This window comes from Paenibacillus agri, from assembly GCF_013359945.1.
In the GTDB taxonomy this organism is placed as follows: Bacteria; Bacillota; Bacilli; order Paenibacillales; family Paenibacillaceae; genus Paenibacillus_AQ; species Paenibacillus_AQ agri.
Map to the genome: position 1 here is coordinate 48,080 of NZ_JABWCS010000193.1, position 21,823 is coordinate 69,902.

Here is a 21,823-nt window from a genome sequence, read left to right on the forward strand (position 1 = left end):
GGGAATACATGATGAAAAAGTGGTCTTTGATTGTTTTATCTCTGCTTGTTGTAATCGCTTTATCTGCCTGTTCCGGAAATTCAGAGAGCGATAGCGGCTCTGCGAATTCCGGCGGAAACAGCGGGGCTGCCAAAGGGAAGATCACGTTTGCTTTCTGGGGCGCTCAGAGCGAAGCTGATGCGATCAAGCAAGCCATTGACAACTTCCAGAAGACTTATCCTGATATCAAGGTAGAAAGTCAATGGATTCAAAAGGACTATCTGACCAAACTACAGACGATGATTGCCGGAGGAACCACCCCCGATGTCATGTTGATCTCCGGAGGGGATTTACCGGGTTTTGCGAACGCTTTCCAGGAATTACAAATTGATAAGTCGCTGTTCAGCTCGCCATCCTTTGTGGATTCAATGAGTGTCGATGGCAAGGTGTATGCAGAGCCTTTCATTATCAAACCAAAGGTAATGGCGATTAATGTGGATCTTTTCCAGAAGAATAATATTCCGCTTCCAAGTCAAACCGTGCCGATGACTACTGAAGAATTCAAGGAGATTTCCCAAAAGCTTACTTCTGGTGAAGGGGCGAGCAAAATTTTCGGTTCGGAGCCGCTGTGGCTCGGCAACTGGATCTATTCGTTCGGCGGCCAGTTCTACACGGATGATCTGAGTAAGTCCACACTTGATTCACCGGAAGCGATTGCAGCTGCCGAGTATATTGTCTCCACCAAACAAGAGGGCATCGTACCTAATGATAGTGAGAAACAGGGTCAGAACATGATGAACTGGTATCTGGGCGGAAGAATCGGCATGTTTACCGACTTTGGTCCTTGGTACCTGCCGCAAATGGCAGATGTACAGAACTTTAAATGGGATCTCGTGCCATTCCCTGGCAACGGCGGTTCCAAAGAAGTTAACGGATTGGCGCTCAGCAAGAATAGCAAGAATGCAGAAGCCGCCAAGCTTTTCATTAACCATATGACGCAAAACGAAGAGGCACAAAAAATCATCGGTGGCAATAAAAATGCTTACGGGGTGCCGGTTATCCCTAGTGCTACAAGTGCATTCGAAGCTGTTGCTCCTAACAAGAACATGCAAGCGTTCGTGCTTGCCGCCGAGAAGCAGCATACACAAGAAGCTCAGAAGAGTACCAACGAGATTAACAATGAGATGAAAGCCATCGACGATACGACGCCGATCGGAATCGGCACTAAGGATGTCAAGGAAGTATTCCCGCAGGTAGCTGAGAAGATCAACAATATTTTACAACAAAACTAACGGGAGCATACTTATGAATGGAATAATAGAAGGGATCTACAATTTCTATGAAGGAATCGGGATGCCGGCAGCTTTGCTGCCGCTTCTCCCTTTTCTGACCGTTATCGCGCTGGTGTTCGCTATTATTTTTGCCATTACAAGGCTGCTTGTGAAGAAGAGAATCATGCATACCAAAACGGCGAGCTTCTACATGTTCGTCTCAGTCTGGGTGATCGGCTTCCTGCTGTTTACGGTAGGTCCGATGATTTTCTCCTTCTATATCAGCTTCACCAAATGGGAAGTTGTCAGCGATCCGCAGTGGATAGGACTGGGCAATTACAAAATGCTGTTCAAAGATACATTGTTCTATAAATCGTTATCCGTAACGTTCTATTACACGCTGGTAAGTGTACCGCTGCAGGTCATTCTGTCGTTTGCGATTGCGATTCTGATGAATCTGAAGCTGCGCGGCATTTATATTTTCCGTACGATTTATTATCTTCCTACCCTGGTTCAGGGTGTTGCACAGATGGTGCTGTTCATCTGGATCTTCAATCCCAATGTCGGCCTCGTCAATTCACTGCTGCGTCTGGTAGGTATTGAAGGACCCGGCTGGTTCTCCAGTCCGGACTGGTCGATGCCTGCGGTCATTATTATGAGCCTCTGGACGGTCGGTGGCAACATGATCATCTATTTGGCTGGCTTGTCGGATATTCCGCAAAGCTTGTATGAAGCGGCCGAGATTGACGGCGCCACTGCTGCGAGAAAGGTATGGCACGTGACCCTGCCACAGATTTCGCCGATCCTGTTCTTCAACGCGGTAACAAGTATGATCGGGGCATTCCAGACCTTTACCCAAGGCTTCATGATCAACGGGGGGCCGGATAACTCCTTGCTGTTCTATGCTTATTATCTGTATCAAAATGCTTTTATGTGGTTCAAAATGGGCTACGGATCAGCGCTGGCCTGGGTACTCTTCGTGATTATCCTGATATTCACCGCGATTGTCTTCCGCAGCAGTGCTTTATGGGTGTACTACGAAACAGAGCAAAACGGAGGGAGGAAGCGTCGTGTCCGTCAAAAAAGAGCGTAATTCTACCAAGAAAAAGGTGCATTGGCTGGCCTATCTCCTGCTTTTAATCGGGAGCGTAGTATTTCTATATCCCTTTATCTGGATGGTCTCTGCCTCACTGCGGAGTCTGGAGGAGCTTGCAGCCTCCGGGATGAGCATTTGGCCGGAACACTGGCGCTGGGGCAACTATGCCAAGGCACTGACTGCCTTTCCGTTCCCGCAATATCTGCTTAACACCGTGATTACAACAATCTTGCCGATTATCGGTACGGTTCTTTCCTGTTCGCTTGTCGGCTACGCTTTCGCCCGGTTTAAGGTGAAAGGAAGCGGGTTCCTGTTCGTGCTGGTTCTATCGACGATGCTGCTGCCTGGTGAAGTCACAATGATTCCGCAATTTATTCTATTTAAAAAGCTGGGTATGCTGGATACACTGTACCCGCTGATCGTTCCTGCCTTCTTTGGCTCGGCGTTCTATATTTTCTTAATGCGCCAATTCTACTCCCGATTGCCTGTTGGTCTCGAAGAGGCAGCAATTATCGACGGTTGTGGTTATTTTAAAATCTGGCGTACGATCTTCCTTCCATTGTCTAAGCCAGCCTTGATGGCTGTCGGTGTTATGGTCTTCATGGGCTCCTGGAACAACTTCATGGGACCGCTGATTTATATCAATAGTGATAAATGGAAGACGCTTACGCTGGGGTTGGCCGGATTCCAAGGTACTTATGCCACGGATACCAACCTGCTGATGGCTGCGGCTGTCGTCATTACATTGCCATGTATCCTACTGTTCTTCTCAGCGCAAAAAGCATTTATGGAAGGTCTGACCTTCTCAGGTTCCAAGGAAAGCTAATATAGACAACGGACAGGAGTGACCTTAGCATGACCTATGAGAGAGAGATTAAAGCCAAAGCTGGTGCAGTAACTTTTCAATCCTCCGATAAAGATCTGAATGAAGGTTTTGTCTGGGCCAAACGCCAGGCACTTGAATACGCTCATTTCGGTGAAGATGCCGTCGGGCTGTGGTACGAGGCTGCATTGCCTGAACGCGAGGCATTTTGTATCCGTGATGTAATGCATCATAGCACTGGAGCTGCGGTACTGGGGCTTCGATATCATACCAAAAATATGATCATGCGTTTTGCCGAGAACATTGCCGAATCACGGGACTGGTGTACGTACTGGGAGATTACCAAGGACAACGTGCCTGCCCCGGTGGATTACGAGAATGACGCTGATTTCTGGTACAATCTTCCGGCGAACTTCGATATTATTCATACCAGCTGGCGTCAATATGAGTGGACAGGCGATGACTGCTATTTGAATGACAGTCAGCTGCAGAAATTTTTCGAACTAACATTAAATGAATATACAAAGACTTGGGACAAAGACGGCGACGGGATTTTAGAATATTACCCTGAGTACGGCCGTAGAGGTCTGGCTACCTTTAACGAGGCTGGACTTCACCCGCTGCTTGGCGGGGACATGATTGGATCACAGGTTGCGGGATACCGGTCGTTCGCTCAGTTGGCCCGTCTCAGAGGTCTAGCTGAAGTTGCCCAGCAGTATGATAATAAGGCGGATGAGCTGGAACAGCGTTATGAGAAGGACTGGTGGAACGAAGGGAAAGACCGTTTCTATGGTGCGATGCTGCAGGATCGGTCATTCGTGAAGGTCTACCATGCTGAGGGCAATTTCCTCCCGCTCTATTATGGTTCCATCGGGAATCGGGAGAAGCTGAACAAGGCGCTGGAGGATGTCAAAATCAACCGTGTGGCCAATGTCGAAGGTAAAACCTACCTGCCGGATATTTTCTACCGGTACGGAGAGAACGAAGAAGCCTTCAAGGAATTAAAGGAATTGGTGGACCCGTCCCTGGACCGCCGGGATTACCCGGAAGTGTCCTATTGTGTGGTTGGTTCTGTAGCTGCCGGACTGATGGGGATTGCCGGTGACGGAGCATCCGTAATCAGCACCCTGCCTAGATTGGCGCAATCACTAGAATGGGCAGAGCTGGGAGATGTCCCCATCCTCGACCGCACGATTACAGTAAAACATAAGGGCAACACCGAGAGTGCGGTGACGCTGCAAGCCGGGAAGCCTTTTGTCTGGAAAGCGGCTTTCCCTGGTCATGTGGATACACTCTACTATAACGGTAAGGGCGTAGCTGCAAAGCAGGAAACCACAGTAGGCGGAGAACAGGTCAGCTATATTACAGTAGACATCGCAGAAGGCGAGACGCATGTGGTGTCTGCTAAGTCACAAGGCTAATATTTATACAAATCTACAGGTGCTGGGTTAGAGCTGGTTGGATTCAAAGCACGGCTAGCTGGTCAGATACACTTCGTACAGGGCTGGTCAAGGCTAGCAAGAACATAGTTCGGGTCTGTCGCAGACTAGAGAGGACATAGCTCAAGGCTGGCCCAGGTTTGCGAGAACAAGTTTGGGGTTGTCACAGACTAGTGAGAAAATAGTTCGGTCTGTCTCAGACAAGCGAGAACAAAGCTCAAGGCTGGCCTAGGCTAGTGAGAACAAAGCTCAGGTCTGTCGCAGACTAGTGAGAACGTAGCTCAGACTGTCACAGACTAGTGAGAACATAGCTCAAGGCTGGCCCAGGTTTGCGAGAACATAGTTTGGGTCTGTCTCAGACAAGCGAGAACATAGTTCGGTCTGTCTCAGACAAGCGAGAATATAGCTCAGGTCTGTCGCAGACTGACTAGAACATAATTTAAGGCTGGCTCTCTGAGCCAGCCTTTCTACATGAGCGGGTGAAGAGGGGGAGGGGAGCGGGAGGCCTCATTTCAGGCTAAAATGATGAATCAGCATGCATTACTGCTACTATATAGAACGAAATAAAGTAACAAGTATAACCAATGGGAGAGAGAACTTGTATAAGAAGTGTAATTAACGGCATTTTTGTACCTTAATTCCTCTGCGGCTAGGAAATAGTGGGGATTAAGTGCAATTTTGTACCTTAAATATTCCAGAATACCCCATCGAGTGTGATTTTTCGAAAAATAAGATACAATAATGCCCTTATTTCCCTCTTTCGCCTATTTTGAAGAAAAATAAGGTACAAAAATGCCGTTAGTTGGGGAGAGGGTCTGCTTTTTCACTGTTAAGACGACTGGTGAAGGGGACTATACCGCTCTATTGGTTGAAATCTGTCGAAAAATAGTCTCTGAGCGAATGCTAACTCACCTATAGAAAGAGAGCTTTGCACCTGCAGTTTCAAACTTCCCCGTTTCCTCATCTTCGTTTCTTGTTTCATTTGGCTATATGAATTAAGGTACATAATTTCCTCTATTTTCTAATCGCACCTAACTTCCTGATACTGCCGAACTCCTGCGTCTGGGATTAACTGTATAGCAGTGAGAAAAAAGCCTCAAATGCCACATGAATGTGGATTTGAGGCTTTTGCTGGTACGTGGACACATGTGGATGTTACTGGTCCAAGCAGGCCAGGGAGACCAGAATGTCACCATACAGTAGCAGACATGCAGTCGTGAACGAGCAGTCGTGAACGAGCAGTCGTGAACGAGCAGTCGTGAACGAGCAGTCGTGAACGAGCAGTCGTGAACGAACAGTCGTGAACGTGTAGTCGTGAACGAGCAGTCGTGAACGAGCAGTCGTGAACTAGCAGTCGTGAACGAGCAGTCGTGAACGAGCAGTCGTGAACGAGCAGTCGTGAACGTGTAGTCGTGAACGAGCAGTCGTGAACGAGCAGTCGTAGACATGCAGTCGTAAACACGCAGTCGTAAACACGCATTCATGAACATGCAGTCGTAAACATACCTTCGGCAAAATGTGCAGCAGAGGCGCTGCCCAATTTTTTATGGCAACACGTTACCAGCAGCGCGGTAGATCTCGTACCATTCTTCTTTGGACAGAGTGATGTCTGTAGCTTTGGCGATATCGCGCAGACGCTGAGTGTTGGTCGTGCCAACAATCGGCTGCATTTTAGCCGGATGTCTCAGCAGCCAGGCGATAGCAATAGCTGTATCGGCCACGCCTTTTTCGTCAGCCAGACGGTTAACGACCTGATTCAGCTCAGGATACTTGTCGCTACCCAGGAATACACCTTCGAAGAAGCCGTATTGGAACGGGGACCATGGCTGAATGGTCATGTCATGCAGACGGCTGTATTCCAGAATGCTGCCGTCATGGTCGATGGAAGCTGGATTCGCCATATTGACATTGAAGCCAGTGTCGATCATACCTGTATTGGTAATGCTTAGTTGCAGTTGGTTGAACAGCAGCTTTTGCTTAACATTTTTCTTGAGCAATTCAATTTGCAGCGGCTTCTGGTTGCTGACACCGAAGTGTTTGACCAGGCCTTTTTGCTCCAGAATATCGAAAGCTTCAGCTACTTCTTCCGGTTCGAAAAGGGTGTCCGGGCGATGCAGCAGCAGAACATCCAAATAATCGGTTTTCAGGCGCTTCAAGCTGCCTTCTACGGAACTCAGGATATGCTCCTTGGAAAAGTCGAACAAACCTTTACGGATGCCGCATTTGCTCTGGATCAGGACTTTGTCACGCAAGCCAGGGTTATTGACGAGCACATCTCCGAATACTTCCTCAGCTTTGCCGCCGGCATAAATATCGGCATGGTCAAAGAAATCAATACCCACTTCCAGTGAGGTAAGGATGTGCGCCTCCGCTTCCTTCGGGGACAAATCCGCAATCCGCATACAGCCCAGGGAAATCTGGGAGACTTCAAGTGTACCGTTGCCTACATTAATTTTCGCTGCCATTTCAACATTCACTCCTTCATTTGATAGCTTCATGATAAATTGTAAACCTTAGAGGTTACTAGAAGGCAATAGTTTTATGTTATATTATTGTCATTGGGTCATCGGTACAACCCTTCGAACTTGTAGCGACCTAATTTAGCGTTAACCACTAGTATTGTGTTTGAAACCTATATAGTAGTAGAGTTTTTTCTTTTGATGATTAAGCGGTGCCGGAGCAAGCGGCAGAAATGGAGTCAACCCATGGGATACAGTATCAAAACCATCTCGCAAAAAAGCGGATTAAGTCCATATACCCTGCGTTACTATGAGAAAGAAGGCGTATTGCCTCTGGTCGCCAGAGACGAGAATGGCAACCGCTGCTTTCACGACGAAGATATTGACTTGATCTCTCTGATTTGTTGCTTGAAGGATACAGGAATGCCGATCGCGGAAATCAAACAGTTTGTTGCTTTGTCCAAGGAAGGCGGCGGGACTCTGCCGGAACGGCGGAAGCTGCTGATGGAGCACAAGCAGGAGATTGACCGCAAAATTGAGTTTTTCCAACAGTTTTCCAAAAAGATCGATCACAAGATTGCCTACTTCTCTTCCTTGGAAAATGAAACGTCCTCCCAGCCCCAGCAGCAGGCAGAGGAAGAAGCGAATTGAATAAATAGCTCCCGAGGAGAGTATTCCTCGGGAGCTGTTTTTTTACACTGGAGAGTATTCCTCGGGAGCTGTTTTTTTTACACTCTATTTGTGACGGGGCAGTTCAAGTTCGGCTGTCAGCCCGCTATCTGATCCACTGCTCAGAATCAATCTGCCGTGGTGGGCTTTGGCAATTCGGGCTACCATGGGCAGTCCCAGGCCGTGGCCATCCTGGAGGGGGCGTTGTCTTTTGGCCGAGTAGGGCAGCTCTAATAAGTCTGGTATCCTATCTGGCGGAATGCCTCTTCCATCGTCTGCCACAATGAGGCGGCCGATATTCTTATCCGTGCCTGTTAAGGTCTGAAGAACAATGCGGCAGCCGCCGGGGTTATGGTTAATGCAGTTCTGGATCAGGTTGGCAATTGCGCGCAGCAGCAATTTCTCATCGCCCTGTACCTGAACGCCTTCATCGGCGATATCGACCTCCAGCACGAACTGCTCCGCCAGACCGTTGTTCAGGTACTCGGAGGCCGCATTCCGTGCCAGCGCTGATAAGCGCAGCAACTTTATTTGCAACGGCTGCATCTCATACTCCAGCATGGAAACCAAGTTCAGATCGCTGATCAGTGTGCGCAGCTTCTCGCCTTGCCGGGTAATCATTCCTGCCTGATGCCTGGATTCCTCCGGAAGTTCGGCGTTCTCTTCAAGCACGCTTGCATAGCCCAGCACCAGCGATAGCGGGGTACGTATATCATGGGAAATACCGGCAATCCAATTGGATCGTGCCTCGTCCCTGGAGATCAGCGCGGAACGCTTCTGCTTCAATAATTCGGATACACCATTAATGCGCTTGGCCAGTTCTCTCAATACGCCAACAGGCTCCACGTGTACTTCTGTATCATCTGCAAGGGCCTGAATTCCCCGGGTTAGTGGACGAATAGAGCGGATCAGTCTTGAACCGATGAATAGTGACAGCAACAGGACCAGAACGATGTTGGCAATGAGAAGGAGCGCGGTTTTCGTCGGCAGCTCTTCTACCCACCCCACAGGATAGATATTCTGGTATTTCGCCAAGCTGTGCTTCGGATATCCCGCCACCACCAGCCCTTCACCAACCTCCCAGACAAAGACAGGGTAGTCCATCAGGAAGCTTCGTGAGAACTTGGCTACATCCGTGATGGAGTAGCTTGCGGGGAGTTCTTCTGGAAGTTTGTGGCTCCAGACCAACTGGCCGCTCTGATCGAGCAGCATAGCCCATGCGCGGTGCTGATCCAGCAGTTGGGCCGCTTCAGGGGCCAGGGAGTAAGATTGCCCGGAGACCTTGAGATTTTCCGCCACTTGCCGGACTACGGTGTTCGGCGAATTCCCCTCATTCATTCCTTTAAAGATCCATAGCCCAAGCAGAAGCAGATTCAGCACGAGCAGCAGGATGGAGATCAGCATGGTGGTACTGATAAAACGCTTCAAGATGGTGATAGTGCCATCCATGAGGTTATTCCCCCTTGACCATCAGCTTGTATCCCAGGCCTCTGACAGTCAACAGGGAAGTGGGCGCGGATGGGTCTGCTTCAATCTTCTCGCGAATTCTGCGGATATGGACCATCAACGTATTCTCGTAGCCGTAGTAGTCATCCCCCCAAGCGGCCTGGCACAGCATGTCACTGGTGACGATGCCACCCTGCTGGGCGTGCAGCTTGGTTAGCAGGGCATGTTCCTTCGCAGTCAGAGCCTGCTCTCCGCTGGCGCTTTTAACCATGCCGCTTTCCAGATCAATAATCCGGTTCCCCAGCGTAAAGACAGGTCGCATTTCTTCCTTGGGCGGCGCATAGATCCGTCGCAGCACGGCAATCAGGCGGAGCAGCAATTCCCGGGGCAGAAACGGTTTGACTATGTAATCGTCCGCGCCCAGGCCGAGCCCGAGCAGACGGTCTTCATCTTCACCTTTTGCAGACAGGAAAAGAACGGGCATACTTGAGAATTGGCGCAGTGCCGTCAACAGGGAGAAACCGTCACCATCCGGCAGCATGACATCAAGTATGGCTATATCTGGCTTGACGGTGCGGCTTAATTCCAGAGCTTCGGCGTAATAGGATGCGTGATAAATACGGGTAAAACCATCCTTGCGTAAAAATCCGTCAATCATTTCCCTGATTGCTTGTTCGTCGTCAACGATAAGCAATTTTTTGTTCTTTATATTTTCCATTTATTGATCACCTGTGTTAATTATACAAAATTTCCATCCTGATTTCTGTCCCAATGAGATCCTTAGAAGCAATTTAAGCTTAACGTAAGGTAGCCGTCAGTTTGGGTAAAGGTCTCTCTGCCATACTCTGGTTAGAATTCTTAAATCCACAAAGACAGGAGCCAACCTTATGAGTGAAGTGATTTCCACCAGCAAATTGTCAAAGCGATACGGCAGTACCTACTCCGTGCAGGATATGAACCTAACTGTAAGAGAAGGAGACATCTATGGTTTTCTCGGTCCTAACGGCGCTGGTAAGTCTACTACGTTGAAGATGATCCTCGGACTTGCTAAACCTACAGAAGGTAAGGTAAAGGTGTTCGGGAAGGATTTTGCAGAGGAACGCCGCCAGATTCTGGACCAGACAGGTTCACTTATTGAATCCCCATCGTATTACGGGCATCTCACCGGGCTTGAGAATATGCGGGTGGTGCAGCGGCTTAGGAGAGTGCCAGACAATAATGTGACGGAGGCTTTGAAGATCGTGAGGCTGGATAAGCATAAGGACAAGAAGGCGGGACAATATTCCCTTGGCATGAAGCAGCGTCTGGGTATTGCTATGGCTCTGGTGTCCTGGCCGAAGCTGCTTGTTCTGGACGAGCCGACTAATGGTCTTGATCCCGCTGGGATCGGAGAAATCCGCGAGCTGATCAAGTCCCTGCCGGAGCGTTTTGGTATGACGGTGCTGCTGTCTAGTCATTTGCTGGCCGAGATTGAGCAGATTGCCACTTCCGTGGGTATTATCCACCAAGGAAAGCTTCTGTTTCAAGGAAGTATGGAGGAACTGCAGCGAAGAAGTTATCCCATGATTATGATAAAAACCGCTGATAATTCCCGTGCACAGCGTTTTCTCGCTGCCGAAGGCTATTCGCCACAGCTATTCGAGGACCGGATCGCCTTTGCAGGGCTCGGGGATGAAGAGGCCGCGGCGGTCAACCGGAGGCTGGTGGCGGCGAATATTGACGTGCTGCGGATCGAGGAGCATAAAAAAAACCTGGAGCATATCTTCCTGGAGCTGACAGGAAAGGAGCGGAGCCTGTGATTCAGCTGCTTTCCCTTGAATTTTATAAGATTCGGCGTAAACGGCTGTTTTTGATGGCCACGCTGTTTCTTGGCGTTGAGCTCGCTGGAGCTTTTATGGCAGTAAGTATGTCATTGGCCCGTCATCCGGATCAGGAAGAATGGATGCCGCTGCTGGCTACACTTTCCTCTATGAATGGCTTGTTTCTGCCGATTCTGTCGGCGGTATGTGTGTCCCGGATCAGTGACATGGAGCATAAAGGAAACACATGGAAGCTACTTTTGTCTGTTTCGGTTAGGAGGGGACAGCTGTACTTAGCCAAATATATTTGTGCCTGCGTCATCCTGCTGGGGGTCTCACTCTTGCAAATCGCTGCTGCTGCGGCTTTCGGGATCGGCAAAGGGTTATGGGAATCATTTCCTTTAGGTCTTATGGTGCAATTTATGGCCGGGACTTTACTGACCAATATGGTCATAATCGCCCTGCAGCAATGGCTGTCTCTGGCTGTGAAGAACCAGGCCTTTGCGCTCTGTCTCGGGATGCTCGGTGGATTCTTCGGCATGACGGGTGATTTTTTTCCTCAGGCCGTGCGCCAATATTTCATATGGTCGAACTACAACGGGTTAAGCCCGGTACGGCAAAGCTATGTTGACAATGCCATACAGTTTACTGCTATTGATGGGGGAGCCCTGCTGCCGCAAGCGTCCATTCTTGTCGTGCTCGGTGTTGTTATCTATATCGCGGGAAGCCGGCACATTTCCAGACAGGACATATAAGAGGAGGGGATTCGTATGCTAAAGCAAACATTGTCTGCAGAGTGGCTGAAATTGCGCCGCTTGCGCATCTGGATTGTGCTGCTGGCTCTGCCTGTGGCCAGTGTTCTGATTGGAAGTGCGAACTATGCCATGAACCAGGGTGTGCTGCAAAAAGAATGGTATAGCCTGTGGACACAAGTGGGCTTGTTCTACAGCGAATTTTTCTTTCCTGTGCTCATTGCTATCTGCTGCGCAGCCCTGTGCAGGCTGGAGCACATGAACAAGAATTGGAACATGATCATGACGGCTCCTGTCTCTGTAGCGAGTATTTATTATGCCAAAATGGTGATTTGTGCCGTGCTGCTGTTACTGGTTCAGTTCTTTTTCTTCCTGCTCTATATAGCTGCAGGGCATTTATTAGGACTTCCGGCGCAGTTTTCGTCCGAAGTCATAGGGTGGATGGTCCGTGGCTGGATTGCCTCGCTGTCCATAGCCGCCTTGCAATTCAGTCTGTCCTTGGTGATCCGCAGCTTTGCGCTGCCGATCGGGATTGGGCTGTGCGCGGCCTTTGCCGGGCTTGGCATGTATGTGGCCAAACTTGGGATGTTCTTTCCCCATTCACTGCTTAGCATAGGCATGGGGGTGCTTGGACAGGGCGGTTTGTCCCCGCATCAGCAATTTATCTGGGTGCTCATGAATCTTCTGTATTTTATTATTCTCAGCATTTATTCTATCAGGCGGATGAGTCAAAGAGATGTTATCGCCTGACCGGTTCACCGTCCTCTAAGTGTATTCATGCGCTCCCTTGAAATGTTCAAGGGAGCTTTCGTTTTTTGCATTCAATACATTTAGGCCTCAATTATCAGGCTTATTTACCGAAATAAAGGTATACTGATATTAAAATTTGTCAATTACGTTTGTCGTCCCCATTCTTTAGAGGAGGCTCCACCAGTGCATGACTTTATCTTTAAGCAATTGTATATGCAATCTTCCAGCGGCATCGCGGTAGTCTCTGTGAAAGAGGGGACTCTTTTGCATTCCAATCCTGCGCTTTGCGAAATGCTGGGATACATAGAAGAAGAACTTTTAAATAGACATTATTCCAATTTGGTATATAAAGATGATTGTGAGTTCACAGAACCGGATATTCTAGTGAAGCGTCTTCTTCAAGGGTCCGGATCGGCGGTTGATCTGGAGGTGCGTTTGCTGCGCAGTGATGATGCGGTCATCTGGGCCTCGCTCCATGTGTTTCTGATTCACGGGGAAGCTGGAGAGGGGCCGCTGTATCTGGTCGCGGAGGCGACGGATATTACGGACCGCAAACATGCGGAGAAGCGCAATCTGGAGAGCCAGCATCTGTACAATCTTATTACCCGTAATACACCGGATATGATTTCTTATGGGGAGCCAGACGGTACGCTTTATTATGTGTCACCTTCGGTAGAGAATCTGCTTGGCTATACGCCGCAGGAAATGCTAGGAAACAAGAGAGTTGACTATTATCATCCCCAGGATGTCCGTGAGATGATAGAAGAAGGCAAGCTATATTCGGATAATGAGGTAGCTGTGCGCAGAGCCAGACATAAGGATGGCCGGTATCTGTGGATCGAAAGTACATTCCAGGCCATACGCAATGAGGAAGGTGAGGTTGAGAAGGTACTCGCCATCGCCCGTGATATCACAGAGCGCAAGAAATATGAGGATATGCTGGCCACGGCCCAATACCTTGCGGGCATGGGTTCGTGGGAATGGGATGTTGTGAACGGCACCCTGACCGTCTCGAAGGAGCTGCGTTATATTTTTGGCTTTAGGGAGGACTATGGCAATCATTCGCTTTGTGACCACAAGCAGATTATCTCCTGCATCAAGCCAGAGGATTTCCTGAAGGTTCTGGGCATGCTCAGGAAGACGGTGAAGGACGGAGCTGACGGTGAGGCGATTTTCCAGATCATGACCAATGAAAGGGAAGTCAAATTTATTGAATCCCACTGGCAGGCCACACTAGACGAAGGTGGCAAGGCGCTCCAAATCAGCGGCGTGGTGCAGGATGTGACGGAACGGCGCCGCATGGAGGCGCAGCTGCGGGTGAGTGAACGGAATTATCGCCTGATTTCGGAGAATTCCCTGGACTTTATTACCCGCTATGCTGCGGATGAGCATGTTACCTATTTGTATGCATCTCCGATCTGTCAGGCCATGCTGGGCTATACCCCTGAGGAAATGGTCGGGACTTCCGGCATCGCCTACATTCATCCCGAGGATGCGGATCGGGTACAGACTTATCTGCAAAGCTGCATGAACGGAGAGAAGCTGGAGCCGGTAGTGTTCCGCTTTCGGCGCAAGGACGGGTCGTATATCTGGACAGAGACGACCTTCCGTTATATCTACTCTGGCGATGGAGAGGTGTCTGAGCTTGTCGGTGTGACCCGAGATATTGCCGAACGGAAGCAATATGAAATGAAGCTTCTGGAAAGTGAAAACCGCTACAAATCCCTGTTTGAATACAATCCGTCGGCGATCAGCGCCATGGATCTGCAGGGCAGGACTCTTTCTGTAAATTCAAGCTTGCTGCATCTAACCGGGTACTCGCGGGACAATTTGCTGTTGTCCGAATTCACCGAGGTGGTCGATCCGGATGAAATGGACAACGTTCTCCGGCGCTTCGAGTTGGCTTCAGGCGGAGAGGCCCAGACCTTCGAGAGCCGTCTCATTCACCGGGACGGGCATGTGGTCGAGGTGAGCGTTATCTATGTGCCGATTATGGTCAGTGGTGAGGTGGCAGGTGTGTTCGCCATCACCAGTGATATTACGGAACGCAAACGCCACTTGGAGCAGATCGAGAAGCTGAGCTACGAACATGCTTTGATTTTGAACTCCGTCTCTGAAGGTATCTTCGGGGTGAATCTGGCTGGTGAGATGATGTTTATTAATCCTGCCGCTGCGGGAATGCTCGGATATGAGCCGGGAGAGTGGTCGGCCAGCAGTCATCTGCTGACTATTCAGCAGACTTGGCTGGACGGTGAGCCGTATTCCGGCAGCCAGAAGACGCTGATTCAGGCTTTGTCGGAGAATGTTACATATGAAGAGCGGGAGGGAGTGTTCTGGCGGCAGGATGGTTCCAGCTTCCTCGTAAAATACCGCCTGACTCCACTGTTTGACAACGGTGAGCGCAAGGGAGCCGTCGTCGTCTTCCGTGATATCACAGAAGAGAAAGAGATTGTACGCGCAAAGGAATCCGCCGAGCAGGCGGACCGGGCTAAATCGGAATTCCTGGCGATTATGAGCCATGAGCTGCGGACCCCGATGAACGGTATTATCGGAATGGCTGACTTGCTCACGGGAACGGAGCTTAACGAGGAGCAAAGCTATTATACGCATATTATCAATAAAAGCGGCGAGGCCCTGCTGCATATTCTGAACGAAGTTCTTGATTTTAGTAAAATTGAAGCCGGGATGATGACACTGGAACCACGACCACTGGAGCTTACTCAGGTTATCCAAAATGTAAGCGAGGTGTTCTACCCCAAAGTGAAGGAGAAGGGACTGCTCCTGACAAGCGAGCTTGATCCAGCCTTGCCGCCAGTGGTTGTCACCGATGAAGCGCGGCTGCGGCAGATTCTCGTCAACCTGGTGGGGAATGCGGTGAAATTCACGGAGGAAGGGGATATCCGCATCTCTGTGAAGCTCCACGAGCGGCTGGAGTCCGGACAAGTTGTCCTCAAGTTCTCGGTAAAGGATACAGGGATCGGTATTCCGCAGGGCAGTCAGGGCCTTCTCTTCCAGTCCTTCTCCCAGCTGCATCCTTCTATCAACCGGAAGTATGGCGGAACGGGTCTTGGACTTGCGATCAGCAAGAAACTGGCCGAGCTGCTGGGCGGCGGAATTGGAGCAGTGAGCCGGGAAGGCGAAGGTTCTGAGTTCTACTTTACGGTACAGGTCACCTTACCGGGAGAAGAATGGCAGGCGGAGCCCGTTAGTAACAGCTCAGCTGGAAAATCCCGGCATGATAAACCCGCAATTTTGGCGGGTGAACTGGCCGGAGGCAAATATGGGCCGTTGTCCATTCTGGTCGCTGAAGATCACCCGGTCAACCGGCAGCTGCTGCTGGCGTACTTGAAAAAGCGGGGATACGCAGCGGATGTGGCCCTGAACGGTGCTGAAGCGGTGGAAGCGGTGCTGTCCGGCTCCTATGATCTGGTGTTCATGGATATCCAGATGCCTGTGATGGATGGGATTGAGGCCACAGGCCTTATCCGGGAGCGGCTGGGACTTAGCCCGGTGATTGTCGCCGCGACCGCCTTTGCCCGGAAAGAAGACAAGGAGATGTGCATGAGAGCGGGTATGCAGGATTTCATCTCGAAGCCGCTTCACGTTAAGGAGCTGGACCGGGTGCTGCGTGACTGGTCGGCCCGGATTCGCAGTGGCGCTTGAAGTCAAGACTTGAGCAGACCGAGAAGGATGCTTGAGCATTGACAAATAACCATCCACTAACTATATTTAGTTTGTTCGTAATCATTACGTATTTTAAATTTTAATTAGGTTAGTGAGAGGGTATCTACATTGCAAAAGATGAAGCGCGGCGATTTTATTATCATTCTGCTGGTGCTGCTCGCAGCCGGCTCTATTTATGGGATCAAATGGTTCAACAGCTTGAATGACCATTACAAACAAGGGGATCTGATGGCCCTGATTACAGTGGACGGCAAGGAGTACAAGACTGTCCCGCTAACGAAAGAAGAGCAGATCATCGACATCAAAACCCAATTCGGACACAACACGCTTAAGGTATTCGATTACGGAATCCAGATGACTTATTCAGATGCGCCGCTGCGGATTGCGCTGGAAATGGGCTTTATCTCCAGGCCTAGGCAGCAGATTATCTGCATACCGGCCCGGATTATGGTTGAGGTCTTTAATCCGAACAAGTCATCGGGTGATGAAGATGAGCTGGATGCTATTATCTAATACTTTTACCAGAGGCTTGTAACTTTGCCCACTCCGCTACGGAGTCGGGGCTGGTATAAATATAGGGTGTAGCAGGCCGCGGGATGGGCGTGATCGATACCGCGGAAATCTGTACAATATCCTTACCTTTGTATTTTCCAACATGAAGCTTGCCCCGGACCTCTACCCAGGTGTCTGCGGGCAGGCTTTTTGGCGTACCGGGATACACCATAATTCCAAACGGTGTGGCATCTGCGGTACAGCATTGTACCAGAAAGCGGCTCAAGGCAAACGGGCCGTTCGTGGTCGTGGCGTTCTCCCGGTAGACGAAACCGGATACGGCAATATCTTTGCCCTCAAACTTCTGTTTATATCGCTCTATAGCCCCGAAAGTCTCGGAGAAAATATCCGGATAGACCGGAATTACAGGCTGACTGTACAGCAGCTTCGCCAACTGGGCAAACTCGACTTCAAAAGGATCGTTGGTATTAAATTGGACCTCGCGGTCCGGTTCCTTAATGTTATACGTAAGCTCAATCCCCTTCACAGATGCAGCCAGACTTCCCAGTGGCCGATCAGGCAGCAGGAAGCCGAACAGCAGCGGCAGGAGAAACAATCCATACAGGACAGTGCTTCTGATGCCCCACCGGGGAAGACGGTGGTCGCAGTCGCATAAGGCAGCACCCTTGCCAAACAGTGCCTGTACCGTCAGACTGAGCGCCATCAGGGTCAAAGGGATGGGGCAGAGTTTGATCCAGCGTGCCAGCTTAGGTGCCACATAATAATGTAGGGCATCCTGCTGTGCCAAATGACCAATATAGAGGGCAAAGGCCAGCAGAAGTACTGCCCTGAGCAGATAATGGAGCCGAATGCTCCGGGATTCATTCAAGGTCCTTCCCTCCTAACTACAACCATCCTGACATCCATACTGACCCGATGAACACCGTTGAGAAGATCAGGAAGAACAGGAATAAGGCAAATCGCGTCTTGAACAGCGAGAGCAGCATGAGCGCATTTTTAAAATCAAGCATCGGACCCAGCACCATAAAGGCCAGCAAGGAACCCGCCGGGAAAGCATGCAGAAAGGTCGAGGCTACAAAGGCATCCGAGGTGGAGCAGAGGGAGAGCAGGAAGGCTAGTCCCATCATGAAAAAATAAGACCCCAATGGTTTTCCGCCGATGGCTGCCAGACTATCCTGCACCATAAAGGTCTGGATACCGGACGTCAACAAACAGCCGATGATCAAATATTTGCCCATTTCAAAAAATTCGTCAGAGGTGTGTACGAATACGGCAGCGGCTTTGCCACCGCGTGCACTTTGATGATGATCCACTCCATTCTCCTGCCGGGCAGACAGACGGAGAGGGGACTTAGTGTTGGTGAAATAAACGATCAGGCCGATGATAAAAGCGACTGCAAAGGCCAGGCCCATGCGGGCATAAGCCAGCTCCGGGTGGGTACGGAAGGCGGTAATTGTGGCACCGTATACCACGGGGTTCAGAATCGGTCCGGAGAGAATGAAGACGATTGCTACATACACAGGCATACCTTTATGAATCAGGCGGCGGACTAGCGGGATCATGCCGCATTCGCAGACCGGGAACAAGACGCCCAGCAGACAAGCGAAAAGAATGGCGGGTACAGGGCGGCGCGGAATCCAGCGCGAGATCATTTCGTCCGGCACGAACACCCGCAGCAGGGAGGACAGCAGAGCCCCGGCAAGCACAAATGGCAGTGCCTCCAGCAGAATGCCGATGAAGCTTGCTTTGAAGGAATGGAGATACGCGTTATCCAGCAGCTCCAGACGGCCCGGCAGCCACACGATGCCAAGAATAAGCAGGAAGGCTGCGGGCAGGAGCAGCGGGAATATTTTTACCGGTGAAAAAGAGGTCAAGAGCGGAACAAGGCGGACCAGCGTTCAGTCAGCAGCGCTTCGTTCAGATTCAGTCCAATGCAGACCACATAGGGCAGACCGGGGTAGCTGGAGGCTTCCCAAGATGTCCGCATGCCAGCATATTGGACAAGCTGGACCGGCTCATCGTCCGATAGGATAACATGGCCTTTAGCGCGCAACAGATTGTCACCGCATTCTCTAAAGAAGGTTTCGAACTGCCTTCTAGTGAGCTGTGCTGGCGCTCCCTGTGGAAAAGTCAGCGTCAAAGCAGCGACTTGGGAATAGGAAGTTTCCTGTGCGGTGTCATGTTCCTTCAATGCAGTTCCGCCGGAGTCCGGCAGGACCCTGGTCATTGCAGCGCTTTTGAAGGTCTGGGGTGCGCGTTGCGGCGCCGGAATGGGAAGTTCCCGGGGAGTGATGCCGGCCAGCAGGGGTACCAGATTGATTTTACTATAATGGGTGTACACGATTTCTGCCTCTATGTTCTGCTTCCGCACCGCCTTCTCTATCTTCCATAACGTCTCTTGCTCTACGAGATCGCTCTTGTTCACGATGATGAGGTCCGCCGAACTGATCTGTTGGCGCAGTGTTCGTACAAGGTGTCGGTCAGCCGATAATCGACTGTTATATTCCAGCGTATTCTCTGCATCCAGCACTGTAGCGGTGAAATGCAACGTAAGCCGGTCCCGCAGAGGCGCTTCCAGCAGTGCATAGGCGATTTCTTCCGGGTTCGCTACGCCGGTCAGTTCTATGAATATGGCATCCGGCCGCCTTGCCAGCAGCACTTGAAGACATTCCCCGAGCTCCTCCTTGCGGCTGCAGCATATACATCCGTCCAGTAGCTTTTCTACAGTCATCCCGGTATGCTCCTGCAAAATATAGCCATCCACATCCCGTTGCCCCAGTTCATTCATCACAACGCCCGGATTCAGGCCTCTCTGCTTGCTCTCTTGCAGCAGGGACAATAACAGCGTGGTCTTACCGCTTCCCAGAAAACCGCTGAGTATGATTACAGGTATCTTCATTTTCCTCACTCCTGCCTCATTCTTTGTAACAAGAATCATAGATTCATATTTCCATCTCTATGTCATAGGTCTACTGGAAAGAACACAAATAACAGTGATTCGAAATTTTACGCCCTAGTTGTTGACATCTGGTGAATAAAGCGTGTATGATTTGTTAATCGTAATAATTACGAATAAAGAAAGGGATGAATGAAATGAGAGTTACCGTAACTTTGGCATGTACAGAAACCGGCGATCGCAATTACACCACAACCAAGAATAAGAAGAATCACCCGGAGCGGCTTGAGATGAAAAAGTACAGCCCTCGTTTGAAAAAAGTGACGCTGCACCGCGAGACTCGTTAAGAAGGTTCATAGTACAACCTGAAATTTGAACACCGAAAGGGGCAACACCAATGACAAAAATTCCTGTAACTGTACTCAGCGGCTATCTGGGTTCAGGCAAAACTACCCTGCTGAATCATATTCTGAACAACCGCGAAGGCTTGAAGGTCGCTGTTATCGTCAATGATATGAGCGAAGTCAATGTCGATGCCAATCTGGTGAAATCGGGCGGGGCGTTGTCCCGCACGGAGGAGAAGCTGGTGGAAATGTCCAACGGCTGCATCTGCTGCACCTTGCGTGACGATCTGTTGCGTGAAGTGGAGAAGCTGGCATTGGAAGGCCGTTTTGATTATATTCTGATCGAATCCTCCGGCATCAGCGAGCCTGTGCCTGTAGCTCAGACCTTTACGTACGAAGATCCTGATCTGGATATTGATCTGACCACACTGGCCCGCCTGGATACGATGGTTACCGTGGTGGATGCGAACCGCTTCTGGCATGATTTTGCTTCCGGAGACAGTTTACTCGACCGGGGGGAAACCGCTGGTGATGGTGATGTCCGTGATATTGTGGACCTGCTGATCGACCAGATTGAGACCTGTGATGTACTGCTGCTGAACAAATGCGATCTGGTGGAGGAAAAAGAACTGAACAAGCTGGAAGCGGTACTCCGCAAGCTTCAGCCTACAGCCAAGATCATCCGCACCGTCAACGGTGTTGTTGATCCGAAGGAAATTCTTAACACAGGCTTGTTTGATTTTGAAAAAACAAGCCTATCCTCCGGCTGGATTGCCGAGCTGAATAAGGAGGAGCATACGCCTGAGACCGAGGAATATGGCATCAGCTCCTTCGTGTACCGGCGCAGAACACCGTTCCATCCGCAGCGGCTAAGCTTCTTCTTCAGCAATTGGCCGGATGAGATCGTGCGGGCCAAGGGCTTCGTGTGGCTGGCGGCCAAAGGGGATATTGCCGGCAGCCTGAGCCAGGCTGGCCCGTCGATTCAGTTCGGGCCGGCAGGGTACTGGCTGGCATCGATGGCGAAGGAGCAGCAATTGGAGGTATTGGAGAGCGAGCCTGAGATTAAGGCTAAGTGGGACGAGGAGTGGGGCGACCGGATCAACGAGATTGTGTTCATCGGCGTTAGTGCAGACCGCTCGGAGATCGAAGCCCGGCTGGATCGCTGCCTTCTGACTGCTGAAGAAATGAAGCAGGACTGGACAACATTCAATAATCCGCTGCCATGGCCAGCGGAGCAATTGCTCGCAGCGGCTGCGGAATAGCAGGAGCTGGAGTCTTTAAGAAACCGGAATCCGAATGGGGGATTCCGGTTATTTTGCTCGATGGGCGATCCACCAATCCCTGTACCCCCTGTACCCCCACGAACCTCGGGAACCCGCGAACCCGCGAACCCGGCGAACCCCGCGAACCTGGCGGACCCGGCGAACCCGGCGAACCCGGCGAACCTGGCGAACCCGGCGAACCTGGCGAACCCCCGCGAACCCGGTAACCCCGTAACCCGCGAACCCCGGTAACCCGGCGAACCCGGCGAACCTGGCGGACCCGGCGAACCCGGCGAACCCGGCGAACCTGGCGAATCCCGGGAACCTGGCGAACCCCCGCGAACCCGGTAACCCCGTAACCCGCGAACCCCGGTAACCCGGCGAACCCGGCGAACCTGGCGAACCTGGCGGACCCGGCGAACCCGGCGAACCCGGCGAACCCGGCGAACCTGGCGGACCCGGCGAACCCGGCGAACCCGGCGAACCTGGCGAATCCCGCGAACCCCGCGAACCCGGTAACCCCGTAACCCGGTAACCCCGTAACCCGGTAACCCCGTAACCCCGTAACCCGGTAACCCCGTAACCCCGTAACCCCGTAACCCCGTAACCCCGTAACCCCGTAACCCCGTAACCCCGTAACC

Annotated in this window: 19 protein-coding genes; 12 read left to right on the forward strand and 7 right to left on the reverse strand. The window is 50.9% G+C overall.

Annotated features, from left to right (window positions below; genetic code table 11):
- Positions 1-8 precede the first annotated feature (8 nt).
- The 4 genes from HPT30_RS05600 to HPT30_RS05615 are packed head-to-tail and all read left to right on the forward strand — an operon-like array spanning position 9 to position 4,590.
- On the forward strand, positions 9-1,271 hold the full coding sequence (locus tag HPT30_RS05600) for an ABC transporter substrate-binding protein (RefSeq protein WP_175370454.1): 1,263 nt from the start codon (positions 9-11) through the stop codon (positions 1,269-1,271).
- A 13-nt stretch (positions 1,272-1,284) separates the two neighbouring features.
- Positions 1,285-2,343: a carbohydrate ABC transporter permease gene (locus HPT30_RS05605; RefSeq protein ID WP_175370455.1), complete on the forward strand. Its 1,059-nt coding sequence runs from the start codon at positions 1,285-1,287 to the stop codon at positions 2,341-2,343.
- Positions 2,321-3,172 (forward strand): carbohydrate ABC transporter permease, encoded by an 852-nt coding sequence (locus HPT30_RS05610; RefSeq protein WP_312876298.1) that lies wholly within the window; start codon positions 2,321-2,323, stop codon positions 3,170-3,172. Before HPT30_RS05605 ends, HPT30_RS05610 begins: the two co-directional genes overlap by 23 nt.
- A gap of 29 nt (positions 3,173-3,201) precedes the next feature.
- Positions 3,202-4,590, forward strand: a complete 1,389-nt coding sequence (locus HPT30_RS05615) for a hypothetical protein (RefSeq protein ID WP_175370456.1) — start codon at positions 3,202-3,204, stop codon at positions 4,588-4,590.
- A gap of 1,562 nt (positions 4,591-6,152) precedes the next feature.
- On the opposite strand, the gene HPT30_RS05620 is transcribed toward HPT30_RS05615, so the two are convergent.
- Complete coding sequence (locus HPT30_RS05620) at positions 6,153-7,073, reverse strand: aldo/keto reductase (protein ID WP_175370457.1); 921 nt, start codon at positions 7,071-7,073, stop codon at positions 6,153-6,155.
- 195 nt (positions 7,074-7,268) lie between these two features.
- Between HPT30_RS05620 and HPT30_RS05625 the strand changes: the two genes are divergently transcribed.
- A complete protein-coding gene (locus HPT30_RS05625) occupies positions 7,269-7,718 on the forward strand; it encodes a MerR family transcriptional regulator (RefSeq protein WP_246316944.1) in 450 nt (149 codons plus the stop codon).
- A gap of 84 nt (positions 7,719-7,802) precedes the next feature.
- On the opposite strand, the gene HPT30_RS05630 is transcribed toward HPT30_RS05625, so the two are convergent.
- Both HPT30_RS05630 and HPT30_RS05635 read right to left on the reverse strand, forming a co-directional pair.
- Positions 7,803-9,185 (reverse strand): sensor histidine kinase, encoded by a 1,383-nt coding sequence (locus tag HPT30_RS05630; protein WP_175370458.1) that lies wholly within the window; start codon positions 9,183-9,185, stop codon positions 7,803-7,805.
- Positions 9,186-9,189: 4 nt separating this feature from the next.
- Entirely contained in the window at positions 9,190-9,900 is a 711-nt protein-coding gene (locus HPT30_RS05635) for a response regulator transcription factor (protein ID WP_175370459.1), read from the reverse strand.
- Between the two features lie 169 nt (positions 9,901-10,069).
- Here HPT30_RS05635 and HPT30_RS05640 point away from each other — a divergent pair, with 169 nt between their 5' ends.
- The 5 genes from HPT30_RS05640 (at position 10,070) to HPT30_RS05660 (ending at position 16,680) form a co-directional block, all read left to right on the forward strand.
- Positions 10,070-10,981: an ABC transporter ATP-binding protein gene (locus tag HPT30_RS05640; RefSeq protein WP_175370460.1), complete on the forward strand. Its 912-nt coding sequence runs from the start codon at positions 10,070-10,072 to the stop codon at positions 10,979-10,981.
- Positions 10,978-11,736, forward strand: coding sequence for an ABC transporter permease (locus tag HPT30_RS05645; RefSeq protein ID WP_312876299.1), 759 nt, complete (start codon positions 10,978-10,980; stop codon positions 11,734-11,736). The genes HPT30_RS05640 and HPT30_RS05645 overlap by 4 nt, the downstream gene beginning before the upstream one ends.
- A 15-nt stretch (positions 11,737-11,751) precedes the next feature.
- Complete coding sequence (locus HPT30_RS05650; protein WP_175370461.1) at positions 11,752-12,483, forward strand: ABC transporter permease; 732 nt, start codon at positions 11,752-11,754, stop codon at positions 12,481-12,483.
- Between the two features lie 183 nt (positions 12,484-12,666).
- On the forward strand, positions 12,667-16,146 hold the full coding sequence (locus tag HPT30_RS05655) for a PAS domain S-box protein (protein ID WP_312876300.1): 3,480 nt from the start codon (positions 12,667-12,669) through the stop codon (positions 16,144-16,146).
- Positions 16,147-16,284: 138 nt separating this feature from the next.
- Positions 16,285-16,680: a NusG domain II-containing protein gene (locus tag HPT30_RS05660; protein ID WP_246316945.1), complete on the forward strand. Its 396-nt coding sequence runs from the start codon at positions 16,285-16,287 to the stop codon at positions 16,678-16,680.
- Here the strand turns inward: HPT30_RS05660 and HPT30_RS05665 are convergent.
- Genes HPT30_RS05665 through HPT30_RS05675 form a run of 3 tightly spaced genes read right to left on the reverse strand, consistent with a single transcriptional unit; the run spans position 16,673 to position 19,579 of the window.
- On the reverse strand, positions 16,673-17,548 hold the full coding sequence (locus tag HPT30_RS05665) for a TIGR03943 family putative permease subunit (protein ID WP_175370463.1): 876 nt from the start codon (positions 17,546-17,548) through the stop codon (positions 16,673-16,675). The genes HPT30_RS05660 and HPT30_RS05665 overlap by 8 nt on opposite strands.
- Positions 17,549-17,564: 16 nt before the next feature.
- Entirely contained in the window at positions 17,565-18,554 is a 990-nt protein-coding gene (locus tag HPT30_RS05670) for a permease (protein WP_175370464.1), read from the reverse strand.
- On the reverse strand, positions 18,551-19,579 hold the full coding sequence (locus tag HPT30_RS05675; RefSeq protein ID WP_175370465.1) for a CobW family GTP-binding protein: 1,029 nt from the start codon (positions 19,577-19,579) through the stop codon (positions 18,551-18,553). The genes HPT30_RS05670 and HPT30_RS05675 overlap by 4 nt, the downstream gene beginning before the upstream one ends.
- Positions 19,580-19,773: 194 nt before the next feature.
- On the opposite strand from HPT30_RS05675, the gene rpmG reads away from it, so the two are divergent.
- Both rpmG and HPT30_RS05685 read left to right on the forward strand, forming a co-directional pair.
- Positions 19,774-19,923 (forward strand): 50S ribosomal protein L33, encoded by a 150-nt coding sequence (gene rpmG, locus HPT30_RS05680; RefSeq protein ID WP_175370466.1) that lies wholly within the window; start codon positions 19,774-19,776, stop codon positions 19,921-19,923.
- A 50-nt stretch (positions 19,924-19,973) separates the two neighbouring features.
- Positions 19,974-21,182, forward strand: coding sequence for a GTP-binding protein (locus HPT30_RS05685; protein WP_175370467.1), 1,209 nt, complete (start codon positions 19,974-19,976; stop codon positions 21,180-21,182).
- On the opposite strand, the gene HPT30_RS30355 is transcribed toward HPT30_RS05685, so the two are convergent.
- Positions 21,127-21,823: hypothetical protein (locus tag HPT30_RS30355; protein ID WP_217622263.1), on the reverse strand; the 697-nt coding region annotated here is incomplete at its 5' end. The two genes, HPT30_RS05685 and HPT30_RS30355, sit on opposite strands and share 56 nt — an antisense overlap.

Coding starts and splice junctions, on each gene's coding strand:
- HPT30_RS05600 (WP_175370454.1), top strand. CDS start 9: ATGATGAAAAAGTGGTCTTTGATTGTTTTATCTCTGCTTGTTGTAATC.
- HPT30_RS05605 (WP_175370455.1), top strand. CDS start 1,285: ATGAATGGAATAATAGAAGGGATCTACAATTTCTATGAAGGAATCGGG.
- HPT30_RS05615 (WP_175370456.1), top strand. CDS start 3,202: ATGACCTATGAGAGAGAGATTAAAGCCAAAGCTGGTGCAGTAACTTTT.
- HPT30_RS05620 (WP_175370457.1), bottom strand. CDS start 7,073: ATGGCAGCGAAAATTAATGTAGGCAACGGTACACTTGAAGTCTCCCAG.
- HPT30_RS05625 (WP_246316944.1), top strand. CDS start 7,269: ATGATTAAGCGGTGCCGGAGCAAGCGGCAGAAATGGAGTCAACCCATG.
- HPT30_RS05630 (WP_175370458.1), bottom strand. CDS start 9,185: ATGGATGGCACTATCACCATCTTGAAGCGTTTTATCAGTACCACCATG.
- HPT30_RS05635 (WP_175370459.1), bottom strand. CDS start 9,900: ATGGAAAATATAAAGAACAAAAAATTGCTTATCGTTGACGACGAACAA.
- HPT30_RS05640 (WP_175370460.1), top strand. CDS start 10,070: ATGAGTGAAGTGATTTCCACCAGCAAATTGTCAAAGCGATACGGCAGT.
- HPT30_RS05650 (WP_175370461.1), top strand. CDS start 11,752: ATGCTAAAGCAAACATTGTCTGCAGAGTGGCTGAAATTGCGCCGCTTG.
- HPT30_RS05660 (WP_246316945.1), top strand. CDS start 16,285: ATGAAGCGCGGCGATTTTATTATCATTCTGCTGGTGCTGCTCGCAGCC.
- HPT30_RS05675 (WP_175370465.1), bottom strand. CDS start 19,579: ATGAAGATACCTGTAATCATACTCAGCGGTTTTCTGGGAAGCGGTAAG.
- rpmG (WP_175370466.1), top strand. CDS start 19,774: ATGAGAGTTACCGTAACTTTGGCATGTACAGAAACCGGCGATCGCAAT.
- HPT30_RS05685 (WP_175370467.1), top strand. CDS start 19,974: ATGACAAAAATTCCTGTAACTGTACTCAGCGGCTATCTGGGTTCAGGC.